This is a genomic window from Ligilactobacillus equi DSM 15833 = JCM 10991 (genome assembly GCF_001435735.1).
Taxonomy (GTDB): domain Bacteria; phylum Bacillota; class Bacilli; order Lactobacillales; family Lactobacillaceae; genus Ligilactobacillus; species Ligilactobacillus equi.
Map to the genome: position 1 here is coordinate 1 of NZ_AZFH01000204.1, position 19,812 is coordinate 19,812.

The window sequence follows — 19,812 nt, forward strand, 5'->3', positions numbered from 1 at the left end:
TGTTAAGCTTTTTTTGCGAATTTTCAAATATTACGAACTAGCAAATCGCGTATAATGTTAAAAAAGAGTATTGGGAAAGGTGGGCCAAAAATGAAATTTTTACATACTGGAGATTGGCACTTAGGGAAAAAATTGGGAGATTTCGACTTGCGTCAGGAACAGTGGGATGCTTTTTTAAAGCTTGTGGCCATTGCTAAAGAAGAAAAAGTTGATGCTATCGTGATTGCTGGAGACTTGTATGATAGCCCGCGTCCTAATGAAGATAGTGTTGCTCTTTTGAATCGAATGCTTGTGCAGTTGAATTTGGAAGAAAAGTATCCTTTATTGATGATTAATGGAAATCACGATTCTGCAGTCCGTTTGAATACGGGAAATCAGTGGTATCGTTTAAACCATTTTTACTTGAATACTCGTTTGGAAGATGCCTTTGATCCGGTAGAAATTGGGGATTGTCAGTTTTTTTTAGTGCCTTATTTCAAGTTGGCGCAAGCCAAAAATTATTTTGATAAAGATTATCAAGATTTAGCCCAAGCCATGCAAGATGTAGTAGCGTGCTGCCAAGAAAAATTTGTGGTGGGGAAAAAGCATGTTTTTGTTGGTCACTTTTTTGCGGCGGGTAGCCTACGGTCAGATTCTGAAACCAAGGTAGAAGTTGGTGGTTTAGGAGCCGTTCCGGTGGACTTATTTGCGAGTTTTGATTATGTTGCTTTAGGTCATATTCACAAAGCCAATGCTTTGCAGATGGATAAGGTTAAGTATAGTGGTTCCCCTTTGAAGTTTTCGGCTTCGGAGGCTAAGGATAAAAAAGGGGTTTGGATTGTGGATACGAATATGGATGCGCCTTATTTCCGAGAAATTCAACCTTTAAATGATTTGTATCAATTAAAAGGCACGGTGGCAGAATTAACGCGTGCAGAAAAGCGACAGGAAATTCCTGTAGGTTCGTATGTATCTGTGATCATGACGGATGAAAAACCAGTCTTTGATAGTTATGAACGTCTGTTAGCTTGTTACCCACATATGTTCAATCTCCAAAGACAAACGCCAGCCTTTTCTTCAACAGGCTTTGAAGTCGTGGCAGGCGTAGGAGAGATGCAACCCACTGAATTAGTGCAAACATTTTTTAGTCAGGTAATTGGTAAAGATTTAGAACCCGCGGACTTAGCTTTAGTGGAAGATTGTCTGCAAAAAGTTGGAAAGGAAGATTAAATGCAACTATTAACTTTAGAATTATCTTATTTTGGACCTTATCAGGAAGCTAAGATTGATTTTAATGAATTTAGCGATAGTCAGCTCTTTTTAATCAGTGGTAAAACAGGTTCTGGAAAGACGACCATCTTTGATGCTATGAGTTTTGCTCTTTACGGAGAAACTTCGGGTTCTGATCGACGTGGGGAGGATTTACGTTCGGAATTTGCTAGTGAAAAAGAAGTTACCCAGGTGAAACTAGTTTTCGAGCATCATGATTTAATCTATACTATTATGAGGCAACCCGCTTACTTTAGGGCTAAACGTGGGGGGCAAGGTTTGACCAAAGTTGGAGCCAAAGTCGAATTAACTTATGAAGATGAACTGGGGGAATTTCACAGTTTAGACAAGGCCAAAGAAATTAAAGCCAAGCTTGAAGAAATTATCCCTTTGACGGCCAAACAATTTCGGCAAGTGATTGTGTTGCCACAAGGACAGTTTCGAAATTTTTTGGAAGCAGATAGTAATGCCAAGGAAGTTGTTCTCAAAGAAATTTTTGACACCCAGATTTATGCAGATTTAGGCCAGGTAATTGCCAGAAAAACCAAGGAAATTCGAGATAAAAGTGATGCTCAGGCGCAAAAAGTTGAGCTTTATCAAAAAAGTGTTTATGAGAAAGAAGGCTTGGCTCCGAGTGTAGAGTATGGTTTATGGTTTGAACGAGTACAAGCGCGCTTGGCAGAATTAAAGGCAAGTCAGCAAGAGCAAGCCGCTAAACTACAAAATGTTGAAAGCCAAAAAGAACAATTACGTGAAGCAATTGCGCGCAAGAAAGGGCTTTTGGTAGATTTCCAGGCGCTAAAACAAGCCCAAGCCGAGTCTGAAAAATTAGTACAAGAAGAAGCTGCTCAAATACAACAAAATCAATATTTGGACCAGTTGTTGTGGGCGCAAAAGCAAGCACCATTATGGCAAAAAGTTTGTGATCAAAGACAAAGTATTCAGGTTAAAAATGAACAATTGGCGCAGTTAGACCAAAAGTGGCAGATTTTGGTAGACGAAGAAGCCCACTTAGTTAAGCAAGCTAATCAATTGGCTAGTTTAGCTAATCAAGCAGAAGACAAAGAAATTTTGCTGAGTAAGTTAGCAGGCAAAGAAGAGCTTTATGATAAATATCAAGGTCAGACAATACAATTAGAACAGCAATTAGCTAGTCAGGCGACAGAAGCTCAAAAGGTTAAGGCGACTGCGGAACGTTTGGAAAATGGCCAAAATATCTTGACAAAAATTAAAGCAGATTTGAACCAGAAACGGGCAGAATTAATGGCGGTTAATCATAATCAGGCGGATCTAGCTAACTTAAGGTTACAAGCCCAAACTACGGCAAATTATCAGATGCAAGGCCAAGAATTACAGGCCTTGGCAGATGATTTGGCACAGCAAAAGCAAGTTTGGCAACAAAAGGCTGAACAAGTTCCTAACTTAAAAGCCGAAGTACAAAAAAAGACTGCTGCTGTTCAGGTTTTAAAAAAACAATTAGCACAAAATATTGCGGCGAGTTTGGCAGAAGATCTCCAGGAAGATAATCCTTGTCCTGTTTGTGGAAGTTTAAACCACCCTCACTTAGCCCAAAGAACCGATGAAATCAGTCAAGCGATTATTGAGCAAGCAGAAAAAAACCAGCAAGTAGCCCAAAGTCAATTTGATCGCTTGCAAGCTACTACTAATCGTGACAAAGCTGAATGGCAAAGCGAAGTTAAGCGATATGCTGGCAAATTAACGAATTTTCAAGAAGCGGTGGCAATGCCTGCTGTTGCTTTAGAAGAAATTTTGTCAGCCTTAAAACAAAAATATGTGACCTTATCCAAGCAGGTTACAGAGTTAGAAGCTCAAGAGGAGATTGCTGTAACTTTACAAGCTGAAATTAGCGCCTTAGAAGTGAAGCAGGTTAAATGTGAACAACTATGGCAAGATTTAACGGTTGAGCATCAAGTAAACCAAGCTGCCTTTACAAAGGTTCAATTGGAAGTGAAGGCTTTGGAGGGGAAAATGGTGGAATTAAAAGCCAATCTTTTACCAGAATATCCGGATAAAGAGGCTTTTGTACGTTACTACCAAGACTTACAAGCCGAGGTGATAGCTTATCAGGAAGAAAAGCAAGCCTATGAAAATCGTCAGCAAACTTTCAACCAAGAAAAAGCTGAAGTGAAAAGTTTACGTCAAGCTAAGCAAGCTGAATTAGTAGACCTTGAAAAGGAAAGTCAGATCCAAGCGAACGCTTTAGCGAAAGTTTTAGAAACGGCGGACTTCAAGGTTGGTTTATCGGATTTAGAAAATCTTTTAAAGAATTTGGAGCAAATTGATAGTTTACAAGTCGCTAAGACCCAGTTTGCAGTGGCTAAAAAGACAAACCAAGAAAATTTAGCCCGTCTACAGGAAAAATTAGGCTCGAGTTTAATGCCAGATACGCGTGAAGATGAAGCGCAATTGGCTGCGTATAATGAAGAATTGGATACTGGTCAAGCTGTTTTAGGGCAATTGGTTCGACGATTGGAGAATTTGCAGGAAAGTTACCAACAAGTTCAAGCTATCCACGAAAGTAGTCATGAGATTTTAGAGCAGTTGAACCGTTGGAGCTACCTTAACGAAGCGATTAATGGCAGTGGACGCCGCAAGGATAGTAATAGTTTGAGTCTGGAACGTTTTGCCCTCCAGCAATACTTTCAACAGGTCTTGGCCGAAGCCAATCGAATTTTTACCCGTTTGTCGCATGGACGTTATAGTTTCTTATTGAAGGACGGCCAGGACCGCAGTGCCAAGCATACAGGTTTGGAATTAAATGTCGTAGAGGCTTATTCGGGTAAGCAAAGAAGTGTTAATACCTTGTCAGGTGGAGAGGGTTTTATGGCTGCTTTGTCCTTGGCTCTTGGTTTAGGTAAGGTGATCCAAATTCAAAATGGCGGTTTACAATTGGGGGCACTCTTTATTGATGAAGGTTTTGGTTCTTTGGATCAAGAGAGTCTCGATACGGCAATTTTGACCTTACAAAACCTGGAAGGTGACCATCGGATGATTGGGATTATTAGTCATGTGAGTGAATTAAAAGAAAGAATTGCAGACCAGTTGCAAGTAACTGCCGATCAAGGACAAAGTCACTTGCAAGTTATTCACGGGCGTGATCGTTTTTAAAGATAAGGAAAGGAAGAATTTATGGCATTAGGATTCGTATTGGGGAAGGCTTCCCATGACAAACAAGCCGTGATGCTAGCGCAACTAGCTACTTGGTACCAAGAAGAACCCAAGCAACATTATTTCTATTTGGTACCTAATCATATTAAATTTGAGTCGGAAGTACAGGTGTTAGACTTTTTACGCCAAAAATTTGGCCATGATGGGGTTTATGCCGCGGAAAATGTGCAAATTTTCTCCTTTTCACGTTTAGCGTGGTACTTTTTAAAAGACCATCCCAAACTTCAAGCGCGCCATCTCTCGCAAACCGGTTTAACCATGATGGTCCAACACATCTTACATCAAAGAGATGATTTAGTGGTCTTTGCGGCTGCCAAGAATCAGCCGGGTTTTGCGGCCCAATTGACCAGCCAGTTAATAGAATTACGGCAGGGAGGCTACACCAGTCAAGACCTGGTGACTATGGCTCAAGATTTAGCCCAAAAACCTAACTTGACGCGTTTACAAACTGCCTTGCAAGAAAAATTAGCCGAGTTAGCTAAAATTTATGCGGATTTTGAAGCTCTAGACCAAAGTCAATACGTCGATGTAACCGTGATTTTAACCGAGTTAAAAACGTACCTAACTGAGGCGGATTTAAGTGATACTGTTATTTTTATTGATGGATTTACGGATTTCACTGCTTTAGAAGAACAAATTATTTTACTATTGGCCCAAAAAGCGAAGGAAGTACGGGTAAGCTTGGACTTGACCAAGGAACAAGCTCGTCAAAAAGAAATATCCAGTCGGGACATGTATGCTCCCGCCTATCGCCGTTATTGGTCTTTATATCGTCAAGCTATCAAGGCTGGCATCCCGGTTTTATACGATGACCATTCCGCTCATTTGCGAGTGCAACCGGATTTATTAGCACTGGAGAAAGTTTGGGAGGCGGAATTTAGTCATCAGCAAATTTCAGATTTATCCTTAAGGAATAATCAAGCCTTACAAGCTTATCATTTTAGTGATCGGGTGAGTGAAGTTCGTTTTGTCGCTAGCCAAGTTCGACAGCTGGTAGCCCGTGAAGATTATGCTTATCGAGATATTTTGGTTTTGACGCCGGATATTGAAAAATATCGTAACTTGTTGGTACCTTTGTTCCAGCAAGCAGAGATTCCGACTTTTACTGACCTGTCACGAAGTATGCAAACGCACCCCTTTGTAGAATTTATGACCAGTCTCTTGGAATTTGAAGGGCAAAATGGGCTTTATCCCTATCAGTTAGTGATGCGTCTCTTGAAGACGGAATTAATTGTGCCGGAGCTATATGTCTATAATCCAGACTATAATCAGCAACGGACTGATTTTAAAATTGAGCATGGTTTGCGCTACCAAACTGATGCTACAGGGCAAAGAGTCTATGAATATGTCAAAAAGCGTAGCTTAGGGACTTACCGGGATAATGTCGATTGGTTAGAAAACTTCTTGCTGAGAACAGGAATTAGTAGTCAAAAACGTTGGGAAGATGATCAAGTCTGGGAAATTGAAGGTCGGAAGAGTGTCGGAGTCAAACGCTTGCATGATTTAAATGGTCAAATCATTCGTCAAACTCTGGTTCACTTGCGGCAGCGTTTCAGTCAAATTTTAAAAACTACCCAAACTGGTCGTCAATTTGCGGTAGCTTTGATGGAACTTTTAAATGAGATGCAAATTCCGCAAACTTTAGTTTTGTGGCAGCAAACTGCTCAAAATTTACGGGCGGATGCTAGTGATGCCAGTCGTCCTAAGGAAGTTTGGGATGCTTTTTGCAATCTCTTGGACGAATATGTTTTGGCTTTAGGCGATGAAAGTTTTAACCTAGCTAGTTTCAGTGAAATTTTGCAAAGTGGTTTTAACCAAGCAACCTATAATCAAGTGCCCTCGACTTTAGACCAGGTAATTTTCTCGAAGACTGGTATTGAGCAGATGCAAAATCGCAAAATTACCTTTATTTTGGGTTTGAATGCTGATGTTTTTCCTCAGACGACTGTGACAGAAGGTCTCCTAGGCGACTTGGACCGGGAATTACTTGCCGAGACTAGTCACAACTTAGTTAATAGTGAAAGCAAGCACCTTAACGACCGCCCTCAAGTTCAACTAGATAATGAAATTTACTGGGCTTACCGAGCCTTTATGACAGGACAAGATCGTTTGTATCTGACGGCTGCCAGTTTAGAAGTTACCGGTGAAAAGTTAGAATTGTCACCTTACTTGCTAACTTTGGTTGAAAAGTATGGTCTAGAACTTCAAACGGTTAACGCTGACCAAGTTGAAACTCTAGCTGGAAGTCCTCAAAGTATGCTGACGGACCTTATTAATTACAGTCGACAGCATTTTGGACAAGTAAAAGTACCTGCAACTTGGCGTGTGGTTTACCAAAATTTAAAGGCTAAGTTACCGCTTCAAGTCGACCAGCTTTTTCAAAGTTTAACTTATCGTAATGAAATTTTACCTGGGGTAGCTGAAGTTGATGGTCACAAACATTTAGATCAGGAGCTAGTGGATGAATTATACCGTAAGGATGATGGCAAAATTTATCTATTTGGATCGGTTTCGGCTTTGGAAACCTACTTCGAAAACCCTTATGAGTACTTTTTGAAGTATGGTTTGAAACTTCAACCACGTCAGGAATTTAAGGTTGACGCAGCTAAGACCGGGACTTATTTTCACGAAATTTTGGAAGTCTTTATCCGTACGGTTCAAGAAACAGGGCAAACTATCGGCGAGTTAAGTTCGGAGCAATTTGACCAAATAATGCAGACAACCTTTGCTAAGGTACAAGCTAATTTAGAAGAACGTAAATTAGAAGTCTTTGACAGTACCCATCGTTATCAAAATATGCGTAAGCGACTCAACAAGACGGCCTATAAAGTCGCCCAATCCATTTGGGACCAAAGAAAACAAGTACCAATTGTAACCTTACAGACTGAAACACCGTTTGGAGACTTCGGAGGACGTGAGCGAACCTTGAACGGTTTGATTTTACCTCCGTACGCTCAGGCTGGTGCGGCTGGAAGTTTGAATTTACGGGGGCGGATTGATCGGATTGATGTGGTTGCGGCTCAGTTGGCCGATCAAAAACAATTATTTTTAAATTTGGTGGATTACAAGTCAGGGAATATTGAAGGTCGTATGAAAGATTTTTATGTCAAAGCCTATCACGGTTTGACATTGCAACTTTTAACCTATCTAGCAACCTTACAGATGCCAAATAATCAACCTTTACTGGCAGAAATGTTTGCTAATTTACCAGTCCAATTAAGAAAGAAATTAGGTGGTACAAATCAGCTGGATTTCGGCAGTGTGGCTTACTTGCAGTTAAACGACCCAATTTTAAAATTTGCAGACTTCAAGCAAAAACAAAAAGACTTGCCAGCCTTATTTGCCCAAAATCACCGCTATAGCGGTTTATTACGCCAAGACGATAGTGATTTTCTCAGGACAATTGACGCCGGTTTAAGTCAAGATGCCAAAAGTGGGGCTAATTATCAAATCAAGGCCACCAAGAAAGGTCTCACAACGCTAGCTGGTAGTCACTTGGTAACGCCAGAACAATTACAACTCTTAATTCAATTGGATTTGTTGAAATTAGAAGAAGCTCGTCAAGAAATTTTAGGCGGAGTGATTGACCTAGCACCTTATCGCTTAGGGCAACAATCCGGCTTGCAGTATAGTGACTATCAAGACATTATGACATTTGATAGCTTGGTAGGGAATGAATACCGGGAATTATCTAAGCTGAGTGATGAGGAAATGTGGCAATTGATTAAGGCTAAAGTAGAAAGGGAAGGAAAAAATGAGTAAATTTAAGCAGCGAGCAACCCCACAACAAATGCAAGCGATTGTTGATCAGGGGCAAAATATTTTGGTGGCAGCTTCTGCTGGTTCGGGGAAAACTGCGGTTTTAATCGAACGTCTGCGTCACCGCATTATTGGTCAATATTTGGAGACTCCAGGAAATGACGAGAGCCTTTTAAACGATGTTAGTAACTTTTTGGTAGTGACCTTCACCAATGCTGCTGCTACGCAAATGAAGGACCGCTTAAAAAAGGGATTAGAAGAAGAATTGACTGATTTAAAAAAAGAAGTTGACCCAGTTAAACAAAAGATTGCGCGAGAATTTTTGAACCAACAGCTTTCTCAAATTAACGTGGCCGATATCTCTACACTCCATGCTTTTTGTTTGCATCTCTTGCGTAAATATTACTATGCTTTAGATTTAGATCCTAATTTCCGTTTATTGGTAGAAGATAACGAAAGGAGCCTTTTACGTAATGAAACCTGGGAAGCTGTCCGAGAAAAGTATTATGCTGGTGATTTCAATGATGGCCAGGAAGATTCAGACTTTAATCGTTTAGTGACTGTTTTTGGAAGTGATCGAGATGATGATGCTTTGACAGCGGCAGTCTTTGCGGTAGATAACTATGCTATGGCAACGGCTAACCCGGATTCATGGTTACAGAAAATCAGCAAGCTTTATGACTTTCACAGTGGTCAAGATTATAGTCAAACTAAGTTATGGCAAGAACAGCTTCAACCAGCGCTTGATCAGGAATTAAGAGTCATTTTAGGTGCTAGCCAGAAGTATGAGCAAGATTTAGAAAATAAATTACTAAGCTTAATGGAAGATTATTGGCAAGGTGAGGCTTATACTTATTACGAAGAAAAGAAGCCAGCCAAATTTGTCCCTGATCAGGCTAAGCACCTAGAAAAATACCAATTAGCTCGTCAAGCGGTGGCGGAGTTTAACCAATCCTTGATAGACTTAGTGGAAAATCATGGTCAGCTTACTTATACCAAGTTACAAGCGCAGGTAGCTCAATTGAGCTTGGCATGGCCTCGGCTAATAAAAGCCGGGCGTGGTGCCGGGGATTTTCCGGTAGAAGCTGAAGCTGTAAAAAACCAAATTAAAACTCAGCGTGATGCTATTAATGACCACCTGGCTAGTTTGAAAGAACGTTACTTGGCTTACTCGAATGAAGAATTACAAGTTTTAATGAGTGGTAGTCAAGGTGTGGTTAGAAAGTTGGTTGAAGTGGTTCAAACTTTCCAGCAAGCCTACTATAAGCTGAAACAAAGGAGGCACCTTTTAGAATTTAATGACTTAGAGCACCTTACTTTGGAGTTGTTGGCAGGACGCACGGAACAAACCCAAAAAATTGCTCAAATTTTGCAAGAACAATACCAAGAAATAATGGTTGATGAATACCAAGATACCAACGGGATTCAAGAGGCCATTATTCGAGCTCTAGCACCCCAAAAGCCGGGTAAAATTTTTATGGTAGGGGATGTAAAGCAGTCTATTTACCAATTCCGCTTGGCTAAGCCGCAATTATTTACCGATAAATATGATCATTTTGAAGTTGAGGCTCAAGATGGTCAAGATGAATTGATTGTGCTCCAAAATAACTACCGTTCTGCTCAGACAGTGACGGGCTTCACTAATTTGATTTTTAGTCAGTTAATGGATAAAAGTTTGGGGGAAATTAGTTATGATCAGCTGGCTCAGTTAGTTTCTGCTAACAACGTCTACGCAGAAGCGCAGATTCCTGCCCCCACAATTTTAGTGTATGAAAGTCAAGAAACTGCAAGTGACCAAGAAGTGTCACTAGATTTTACGATTGATAGTAAGGAAGCTGGTCAAATCCAAATTGTGTTGCAAAAGATTAAAGAATTGGTCGGCCAAGCCGAAATTATTGACCGGGAAAACGGCGGCCAAAAACGTAAGATTAAGTATGGTGATATTGCTATTTTAGCTTCAACCCATGGTGACAGTGCGCTAATCGCTGAAAAATTTCAGGAAAGCGAAGTGCCAGTCCAAGTCGATAATGTTGATAACTACTTCCAAACGACAGAAATTAAGTTGATGTTGGCGATGTTAAATATTATTGATAATCCGCACCAAGATATTCCGCTAGTAGCGGTATTACGTTCACCAATGTATGGTTTCAACGAAAATGAACTGGCCTATTTACGAATTAATACTAAGCAGGGAGATTTTTATGGGACTTTAACGGGCTTTCGAAACTTGTATGAAGCAGAAGCTAAAGGTGTTTCTAAACTTTTCAAGTTTAAGAATGCGAATAAGGATAATTTAAAATTCGAAACTGATTTATATGCGAAAGTGGTTCGTTTTTTGGATGATTTAACCACCTTACGAGTTCAAGCACGCCGGGCCGAAATCGCGCCTTTAATTTGGTCAATTTATGAAAAGACCGGTTTTTTAGACTTTGTGACGGGAATGCCAGGTGGTAAGCAAAGACAAGCTAATTTACACGCTCTTTATGAAAGAGCCCAAGCCTACGAGCAAACTAACTACCGTGGAATTTTCAGATTTTTAGGCTTTATCAAGAAACTCCAGGAACACGATAAGGATTTGGCAGAAATTAATCAAGAAGATAGTGAAGATGCGGTTCATTTTATGACAATCCACAAAAGTAAGGGATTAGAATTTCCGGTGGTTTTCGTAATTAACACTACTAAGCGTTTCAATCAACACTCTTTAACAGAACGTTATATCTTGGACGATGACTTGGGGCTAGGAATTCAATACATCAGTCAAAAAATCAGTGATGATGGGCAGTTAGAGTTTTATTTACAACAAACCACCCCTGTTTATCAAGTCATTCGAGCTCAAAATGAAAAAAAGATGCTAGCCGAAGAGATGCGTAAGCTCTATGTGGCTTTGACGCGTAGTGAGCAATATTTATATCTTGTAGGTGAATATAAGGATCAGGCGACGGCTTTGAAAAAATGGCTTGTTGCTAAAGATGATGAAGCTTTAGTTTTAGAGCGAACCCACCGTCAAGCTTCTAAAAATTACTTAGATTGGGTGGGGATGGCCCTGGTGCGTACACCACATTTTCAGAATCACGTAATGCTGGGGCAGGATCGCTTAGCAGATTTAGTCGCAAGCGAAGCAATCGACTTAGACGTCGCACAAGCAGAAATGATTCCTGCTGATTTACAAGCAGATTTTGCAGTCGAATTTTGGACAGACGCAGATTTAGCAGCTCAATCGGTAGTTGTTAAAGAAGAGAAAACGCCAAGTTTAGCAGAATGGCAAGCAACTTTAGGTCAAGTAGTACCTAAGGATAATATAGAATTGCAAGCTATCCGCGAGGTTCTGGACTTTAAATACGAGCAGACCGCTAAAACTCAAACAGCAGCCTACCAAGCAGTAACCGATTTAAAGCCTTTTTTCGCGGACCCAGATATGAATCAGATGCAGGCAGTGGATGTTGATAAACTTACTTTAGGGATTAAAGCGGACTTTCAACCTAGTCTTCAGACCTTTAGTCAGCCTGAATTTATGACAACGGAAGAGAAAATTACTCCAGCGGCAGTTGGGACAGCGACGCACCTGGTTTTTCAAAAACTCACTTTAGACAAGGAACCGGATTTAGTAGCGATTGAAGCGGTGATTAAGCAGGCTGTTGCAGACCGTTTGGTTACGGATAAGGTAGCAGAAAAAATAAATCGTGCCGGAATTTTAGCCTTCTATCAAAGTCCATTAGGTCGAGCTATGATTGCTAATCATAGTCAAGTTCACCGTGAAGCGCCATTTTCATTGCTGTATCCGGCGGGTAAAATTTTTGCTGATTTAGGTGATGATGACCAGCCCCTTCTAATTCACGGGATTATTGATGGTTACTTTGTAGATACTAAGGGAAAAGTAATCCTCTTTGATTACAAGACTGACCATGTAGCGGGGGAAGCCGGACTGGAATCTTTAAAGCAAAAGTATCAAGGACAAATGAACCTCTATGCCTTAGCTTTAGAAAGTATTACGGGTCAAAAAGTCGCACATCGCTATCTATATGCTGTAGCTGCACAAAAAGTTATTGAAATTTGATTAAAATACCCTATAGCAGGGTATTTTTTGTTATGATGTAGTAGTAAAGAATTTTTGAAAGGAAGAAACGCGATGCGGATTGAGAAGACGAAGTTAACTAGTCCAGATTTTGCCAAAATTCAGACCACTTACTATGAAGCCTTCCCTAAGGTGGAACAGTTGCCAATGTGGTTTATGAAGATGATGGTACTACGGGGACGAGCTGAGTTTGTTTCAATTTATGATGGCATCAAATGGGTGGGCTTTATGTTCACTATTTTAGATGCTCAAACAGCCTACATCTTCTTTTTAGCTATTGGAAAAGATTATCGATCACAAGGTTATGGGAGCCGTTTTTTGGATTTGGCTAAACGGCGCTATATCCAAAGAAAACTTGGTCTCAGTGCTGAAAGACCCTTACCTTGGGCACCGAATAATGAACAAAGGCAGCGTCGACAAGCCTTTTACGCGCGTAATGGTTTTGAAAAAGCAGGTTTTTATACTCAAGAAGCAGGAGATGAATGTTATGACTTTTTGACAGTAGGAGCCGATTTTCCTGCGCAAGATTATGTTAAGTTGATGGATTGGGCAATGTTTCCTTTGCGAATGCGTTACCTGCCCTTGACTGTTCGACGCGATGATGAACCAGCACGACAACCACGGAAGTTATTGCAGGGTTAAGAAACTTGAGGTGATTACATGCATATTCACACTAATAAAAAATTATTAGCTAAAGCTCAATTACTGGTAGCTAATAAGCCGTTGGAAATCGAACTACGGCAAAAGCGCAAGCGTAAGGTAAAGGTTCAAGCTTATACTGACTGGTATTTAACTGAAGCTAAATTTTATGGAAAGGAGAGTTTGGTCTTAGTCCAACCCGACCTGAAATTGTATCTACCGTTAGCTAAAGATGACGATGTGTTGGCAAAAGCCTTGTCCATTTTACCATACATGTTAAACAATACCATGGTGCCAGATATAACCATTAATAACTATCTTGACGCTCTATATAATGGGCGTGAAATTGAATTTGTGGTAGATGAGCAAGCTTATCAGCTTCCTGAGTTAAAAGAACCTGAAAATTCCGTTTATGAAGATGTGTTTGATACTGGTCTTAACTTATTTGAGCGGTTGAAGGCAATAGGAAGTAGTGGGGCTTTAATATCGGCTTTTAACAATCCTAATCAAACAGAGTTTGCGGTCACTCTTTTAAGTCAGACTTATCCTCAAAGGGCGAAAAAGCCAAGTCGTAAATTTGCTTACATGGATATGGAAGCTAAGTTTCAAGACTTTCGTACTTGGCAAGCCGTAGAATTTAAGCCGATCCAAGATATTAGTGCGGTCAAAAAGGAAATTATGGCTAATAATGTAGCGGTCATTGCACAGTTTTTAGAAACTGATTTACGTTTGGGATTACCTGATAAAATTGTCGGAGACCTTGTGAAATCTTATCTCAATGACTACCTGTTAATTAGCGATTTTCGGATGGCGACTTCCAACTTGAGCGACCTAGCCATGTTTGTCTGGGAGGTAATTGACGGTGAATTACAAAAAGACCCTTACGTGGCTCTAGATGGAATTGAGATGGTTCAAGAAATTTTCCGGAAATTCTACTTGTTCTTGACTAGGACAGGGATGATGACCAAAGCTGATATGAAATATGTGGACCAAGCTTTAGAAAATGCGGTTGCATGGGTAGAAGATGAACTTGAAATAGAGTCAAGCATGCTAAATGAAACAGAATCGGGTATGTTAAACGATGTAGAATTTAATGAGATATTAACCGAACTTGAAGGAATGCCAGTGGAATTTCGTGAGATGTTGCTCCAGATAATGCCTCCGAGAGCACAAAAAGTATTTGAAACCGAACTGGACCGGTGTAAAGTGCACCAAGACGTTAATGATAAACCCTACATGAAAATTCGGAAGAAATAGTTAACTTTTGGGGTTGATATGTTATAATGAGAGCGGACAGGTTCAAAAATTAAAATGTGAAAAAGTACAAGGTCCCCCTCCTTAGTGGGACCTTTTAATTTGAAAGGAAGAAAGAAACGTGAAATATTTTGGGACAGATGGTGTACGTGGGGTTGCTAATGAGAGCTTAACTCCAGAGCTTGCCTTTAAATTAGGTCGCTGTGGCGGATATATCTTAACCAAGCACGCAGAAGGTCGAACACCACGCGTACTTTTAGCACGTGATACGCGAATTTCAGGGCAAATGTTGGCTCAAGCCTTAACCGCTGGCTTATTGTCAGTGGGAATTGAAGTCTTTGATTTGGGTGTTATGACCACCCCTGGGGTAGCTTACTTAGTGCGGACTGAAGATATGGATGCGGGAGCAATGATTTCTGCTTCCCATAACCCTGCACAAGACAATGGCATTAAGTTTTTTGGTAATGATGGTTACAAATTATCTGATGAAAAAGAAGCCGAAATTGAAGCATTATTAGATGCTGAAGTTGATGACTTACCACGGCCATCAGCTCAAGGTTTAGGCACGATTTCCTCCTACAACGAAGGGGTTATGAAGTACCTACGCTTCTTACAAAATACAATTCCTGATGATTTGTCCGGATTAAATGTTACCATTGATGGAGCTAACGGGGCAACTAGTGCCTTAGTAGCGCAATTATATGCCAATGTAAATGCCGAATTTACTACGATGGCGACCCATCCTGATGGAATTAATATCAATGATGGTGTGGGCTCAACCCATCCTGAAGCATTGGCTAAATTTGTAGTTGAACAAGGTGCTGATGTTGGTGTGGCTTATGATGGTGATGGTGACCGCTTTATCGCAGTTGATGAACTAGGTAACATTGTTGATGGTGACAAGATTATGTACATTTGTGGGAAGTACTTGGCCGAGCAAGGACGGTTAAAGCAAGACACAATTGTAACGACAGTTATGTCTAATATTGGACTTTACAAGGCCATGGCGGCTCACGACTTGAATTCTGTGAAAACTAAGGTTGGCGATCGTTACGTGGTTGAGGAAATGCGGAAGTCAGGTTACAATCTTGGGGGGGAGCAATCCGGTCATATTGTCTTCTTAGACTACAATACTACTGGTGACGGGATGTTGACTTCCTTACAACTTTTAAATGTTATGAAGCAAACCGGCAAGAAATTGTCTGAATTAGCTGCTGAAGTGATAACGTACCCCCAAGAATTAGTAAATGTACGCGTAACTGACAAGCAGGCGGCTTTAGATAACCAAAAAATTAAGGATGCTATTGCTCAAGTGGAAGAAAAGATGGCTGGAGATGGTCGTGTCTTAGTGCGTCCTTCTGGAACGGAAGATCTTTTACGAGTAATGGCTGAAGCTTCTACGCAAGAATTAGTACACCAATATGTACAAGAAATTGTTGACGTTGTGCAAGCTGAAATGGGAATTTAATGTAAAAGAATCGTAAGTTAACTTGCGGTTCTTTTTTAAAGATGAGGGGGTGTAGGTAATGGCGACGCATCATGGTGAAGTTTTTGAGGGGTTGGTCGTATCGCGTCAAAACTATAAGGAACGCGATATGCTTGTCAAGATTCTAACTGACCGTTTCGGTTATAAAACTTTTTTTGTTCGTGGTGTACGTAAGCGAGGTTTCAAAATGGGAGCTGCAATTCTGCCTTTTACCCGCGGAACTTATATTGGTAATATTAATGATGTGGGCTTATCTTTTTTGACTGCTCCTCGTGGCTTACAACAATATCAGGCTATTAGTGAAGATATTGCGTTAAATGCCTATGCGACTTATATTTTAGCCTTGGCCGAACGAGCGTTTGGAAGTGACACCATCTTGCCTGGCTTATGGTTTGAAAAAATTATCGAAGCGATTTGGTTGATTGATACTGGTAAGGACCCGGCGGTGGTGACTAATATCATCGAAGTCCAATTACTAGCGGCTTTTGGGGTAGCACCGCAGTTAGCTGGTTGTGTGGTTTGTCAAAAGACCAGTCGGCCTTTTGATTATTCAGAAAGTTATGGCGGACTCTTATGCCCACAACATTATCACTTGGACCCACATCGTTTGCATCTAGATCAAAGAACGATTTATTATTTGCAGGCTTTTTCCGTTTTGGATTTAAAAAAGTTAGGCAAAGTGGAGCTAAGGGCAGAGACCAAGCAACGCCTGCGGCAGACGCTTGACTTAATTTATGATCATCAAGTTGGAATCTATCTCAAAGCCAAGAAATTTTTGGACCAGATGGATTCGTTTGCGGGCATGTTTCACCCGTTACCCAAAAAAGATTCTAAAGTTGACGATGGTTGAGGCTTGACAATGGTTAGAAATCAGCTATACTATACTTATTAATATTGCTACGGTGATGAAAGAAGAAACTGTGAAGGAAGTCTTAAGCGAGCCTGGTGGGTGAAAGCAGGTGACTTTAAAGCAGTGGTGGCACTTTCGGAGTTGCGTGAATTAAGGTGCTAGGCTGTGCCTAGAAGTAGGGTGGAACCGCGATTATCGAAGATCGTCCCTATATGACCAAGTGGCGTCATATAGGGACGATCTTTTTTATGATGCTGGCTTAGTTGTTTTCGAAAATCGAACACACAGAAAGGAATTTTTTCATGACGAAGAAATTATCAGTGCAAGAAATTATTTTAACCTTGCAACAATTTTGGTCAAAACAAGGCTGTATGTTAATGCAAGCTTATGACACGGAAAAGGGTGCGGGAACTATGAGTCCTTTCACTTTTTTGCGGGCGGTTGGACCTGAACCTTGGAATGTGGCTTACGTGGAACCTTCACGTCGTCCAGCCGATGGTCGTTACGGGGACAATCCTAACCGTTTGTTCCAACACCACCAATTCCAAGTCTTAATGAAGCCTAGCCCCGCAAACATCCAAGAATTATATCTGGATAGTTTGAAGGCCCTAGGAATTAACCCAGAAGAACATGATATTCGTTTTGTGGAAGATAACTGGGAAAACCCTTCTATGGGTTGTGCCGGTGTTGGTTGGGAAATCTGGCTTGATGGGATGGAAATTACTCAATTTACCTACTTCCAACAAGTTGGTGGTTTAGAAGTTAAGCCAGTAGCGGCCGAAGTGACCTATGGTTTGGAACGTTTGTCTTCTTACATTCAGGATGTTGACAATGTCTTTGAACTTGAATGGACAGATGGGGTTAAGTATGGTGATATTTTCAAGGAACCGGAATACGAACACTCTAAGTATGCCTTTGAAGAATCTAACCAAGAAATGTTGGCCAAAGCTTTTGATGTTTATGAAGAAGAAGCTAAGAAGCAAATTGCCAATGGTTTGGTGCACCCAGCCTACGATTACATTTTAAAGTGCAGTCACACTTTCAATCTTTTAGATGCCCGGGGGGCGGTTTCCGTAACGGAAAGAGCGGGTTATTTATCCCGGATTCGCAATATGGCCAAATCTGTGGCCAAGGTTTTTGTGGCGGAACGTAAGAAATTAGGCTTCCCATTGATTAAAGATGAAGCTTTACGGCAAGAATTGTTGAAGGAGGAAGACTAGGATGGCACACACATTTTTACTAGAAATTGGTTTGGAAGAAATTCCCGCTCACGTGGTCACACCTTCTGTGAACCAATTAGTGGCTAAGGTTGAAAATTATTTAAAAGAAGAACGGTTAGCTTTTGACAGTGTCTTACCTTTTTCAACACCAAGACGTTTAGCAGTTAAGGTGACAGGGTTAGCTGATAAGCAAGAAGATATTTCCACCGAAGCTAAGGGCCCTGCTAAAAAGATTGCTCAAGATGCTGAGGGTAATTGGACTAAAGCAGCGCAAGGCTTTGCTCGTGGTCAAGGTTTAACCACGGATGATTTATTCTTCAAGGAATTAAAAGGGGTTGAGTACGTCTACGCCAATAAGTTTGAAGCAGGGAAATCCGCACTAGAAGTTTTAGCTGGCATGAAAGAAGTGGCGATGTCCCTTAAATTCCCAACTATGATGCGTTGGGGGACAAATGACTTTGAATACGTCCGTCCTATCCGTTGGTTAGTAGCCTTACTTGATAATGAAGTGGTAAACTTTGATATCTTAGGTACCAAGACAGGACGGGTTAGTCAAGGTCATCGTTTCTTAGGTAAAGAAGTTACATTAAATTCAACTGACGACTATCCTGAAGCTTTATTAGCTGAATCAGTAATTGCGGATGCGACTAAGCGCAAGAATATGATTCGTGGACAAATCAACGATTTAGCCCAAGAAAATGGCTGGAAGGTTGATATTGATGAAGGCCTCTTAGAAGAAGTTAATAATTTGGTGGAGTGGCCAACGGTTTTTGCGGGAAACTTTGACGAAAAGTACTTAGCTGTCCCTGATGTGGTTTTGATTACTTCCATGAAGGATAACCAACGCTATTTCTACGTAACTGATGCAGCAGGTAAACTCTTACCACACTTCATCGCTATCCGTAACGGGAAGGACGCCTTCTTGAACAATGTAATTGCCGGAAACGAAAAAGTGTTAACGGCACGTTTGGAAGATGCGAAATTCTTCTTTGAAGAAGACCAAAAACAATCACTTCAACACTATGTTGACCGCTTGGACAAGGTGATGTTCCACGATAAGATTGGAACTTTGGCCCAAAAGATGCAACGGGTAGGTCTCTTAGCGCAATTCTTAGGTCAAAAGTTAGGTTTATCTGACCAAGAATTAGCTGATTTAGCTCGGGCAAGCCAAATTTACAAGTTTGACTTGGTGACAGGAATGGTTGGCGAATTCTCCGAATTACAAGGGGTCATGGGCGAAATTTATGCTAATCTCATGGGTGAAAATGCGGTGGTGGCTCAAGCTATTCGTGAAGAATACATGCCAACCAGTGCCGAAGGTGTCTTACCAGCTTCCACGGTGGGGTCCGTACTTTCCATAGCTGACAAGTTGGATAGTTTACAAGCCTTCTTCAGTGCAGGCATGGTACCATCTGGCTCTAATGACCCTTACGCCTTACGACGTCAGACTTTAGGAATTATCCGTATAGCCTTGGCTAATAATTGGCAATTATCAGTGGATGACTTAATGGATGCGGTGGCCTTTGCCCAAGGTAAAGCGCATGATCTATACGCTAACATTGATCCCGCAACGAATGCTCAAGCTTTACGCGACTTTGTAGCGGATCGTCTCCACCAAATTTTGGCTAACGACCACTACCGCCACGACGTCTTAGAAACGGTAGTAGCTAACATGGCGAATACGTTTGTTGATGTTAGTCAAGCAGCCAAGACATTGACTGCCCACTTGGATGATGCAGACTTTAAGGAAACAATTGAAGCTTTGACACGGGTGGCACGTTTGGCAGACAAGGCTGACTTAAGTCAAACCTTAACTGTTGATGAAAGTCTTTTTGAAAATGATAGCGAAAAAGCTCTGTTTGCTGCTTACCAAGTACAAAAAGAAGCTATGGAAGCTGCAAATGACTATGACGCTAAATATCAGGCTATTCATGCTTTGAAGGACGCCATTTCAGCTTACTTCGAAGCAACAATGGTTATGGTTGAAGATACAGCGGTGAAGAACAACCGTTTACATCAATTAGTTTTAGTTAAGCAATTAACTCAAAACTTTGGTGACTTAGCTCAATTAAATGTAAAATAAAGCAAAGAAATC

Annotated in this window: 10 protein-coding genes; all 10 read left to right on the forward strand. The window is 40.9% G+C overall.

Features of this window, described 5'->3' with window-relative positions:
- The first annotated feature begins 90 nt into the window (after nucleotides 1-90).
- The 10 genes from FC36_RS11170 to glyS all read left to right on the forward strand — a co-directional run bounded on the left by FC36_RS11170 (nucleotide 91) and on the right by glyS (nucleotide 19,800).
- Nucleotides 91-1,209 (forward strand): exonuclease SbcCD subunit D, encoded by a 1,119-nt coding sequence (locus FC36_RS11170; protein WP_035189705.1) that lies wholly within the window; start codon nucleotides 91-93, stop codon nucleotides 1,207-1,209.
- A complete protein-coding gene (locus FC36_RS11175; protein WP_025020869.1) occupies nucleotides 1,210-4,377 on the forward strand; it encodes an AAA family ATPase in 3,168 nt (1,055 codons plus the stop codon).
- A gap of 21 nt (nucleotides 4,378-4,398) precedes the next feature.
- Nucleotides 4,399-8,199, forward strand: a complete 3,801-nt coding sequence (locus tag FC36_RS11180; RefSeq protein ID WP_056986976.1) for a PD-(D/E)XK nuclease family protein — start codon at nucleotides 4,399-4,401, stop codon at nucleotides 8,197-8,199.
- The gene (gene addA / locus FC36_RS11185) at nucleotides 8,192-12,250 is read left to right on the forward strand and encodes a helicase-exonuclease AddAB subunit AddA (protein ID WP_056986978.1); all 4,059 of its coding nucleotides are present in this window, start codon (nucleotides 8,192-8,194) and stop codon (nucleotides 12,248-12,250) included. The genes FC36_RS11180 and addA overlap by 8 nt, the downstream gene beginning before the upstream one ends.
- Before the next feature lie 72 nt (nucleotides 12,251-12,322).
- A complete protein-coding gene (locus FC36_RS11190) occupies nucleotides 12,323-12,910 on the forward strand; it encodes a GNAT family N-acetyltransferase (protein ID WP_025020866.1) in 588 nt (195 codons plus the stop codon).
- Nucleotides 12,911-12,928: 18 nt separating this feature from the next.
- Nucleotides 12,929-14,164 (forward strand): hypothetical protein, encoded by a 1,236-nt coding sequence (locus tag FC36_RS11195; protein WP_025020865.1) that lies wholly within the window; start codon nucleotides 12,929-12,931, stop codon nucleotides 14,162-14,164.
- Between the two features lie 118 nt (nucleotides 14,165-14,282).
- Entirely contained in the window at nucleotides 14,283-15,629 is a 1,347-nt protein-coding gene (glmM, locus tag FC36_RS11200) for a phosphoglucosamine mutase (RefSeq protein WP_056986980.1), read from the forward strand.
- A 58-nt stretch (nucleotides 15,630-15,687) separates the two neighbouring features.
- Nucleotides 15,688-16,497, forward strand: coding sequence for a DNA repair protein RecO (gene recO / locus FC36_RS11205; protein WP_025020864.1), 810 nt, complete (start codon nucleotides 15,688-15,690; stop codon nucleotides 16,495-16,497).
- Nucleotides 16,498-16,799: 302 nt separating this feature from the next.
- Nucleotides 16,800-17,717 carry a glycine--tRNA ligase subunit alpha gene (glyQ, locus tag FC36_RS11210; protein ID WP_023859383.1) on the forward strand — a complete coding sequence of 306 codons (918 nt, stop codon included), beginning with the start codon at nucleotides 16,800-16,802 and terminating at the stop codon, nucleotides 17,715-17,717.
- Nucleotide 17,718: 1 nt separating this feature from the next.
- Nucleotides 17,719-19,800 carry a glycine--tRNA ligase subunit beta gene (gene glyS / locus FC36_RS11215; protein WP_025020863.1) on the forward strand — a complete coding sequence of 694 codons (2,082 nt, stop codon included), beginning with the start codon at nucleotides 17,719-17,721 and terminating at the stop codon, nucleotides 19,798-19,800.
- Nucleotides 19,801-19,812: the final 12 nt, after the last annotated feature.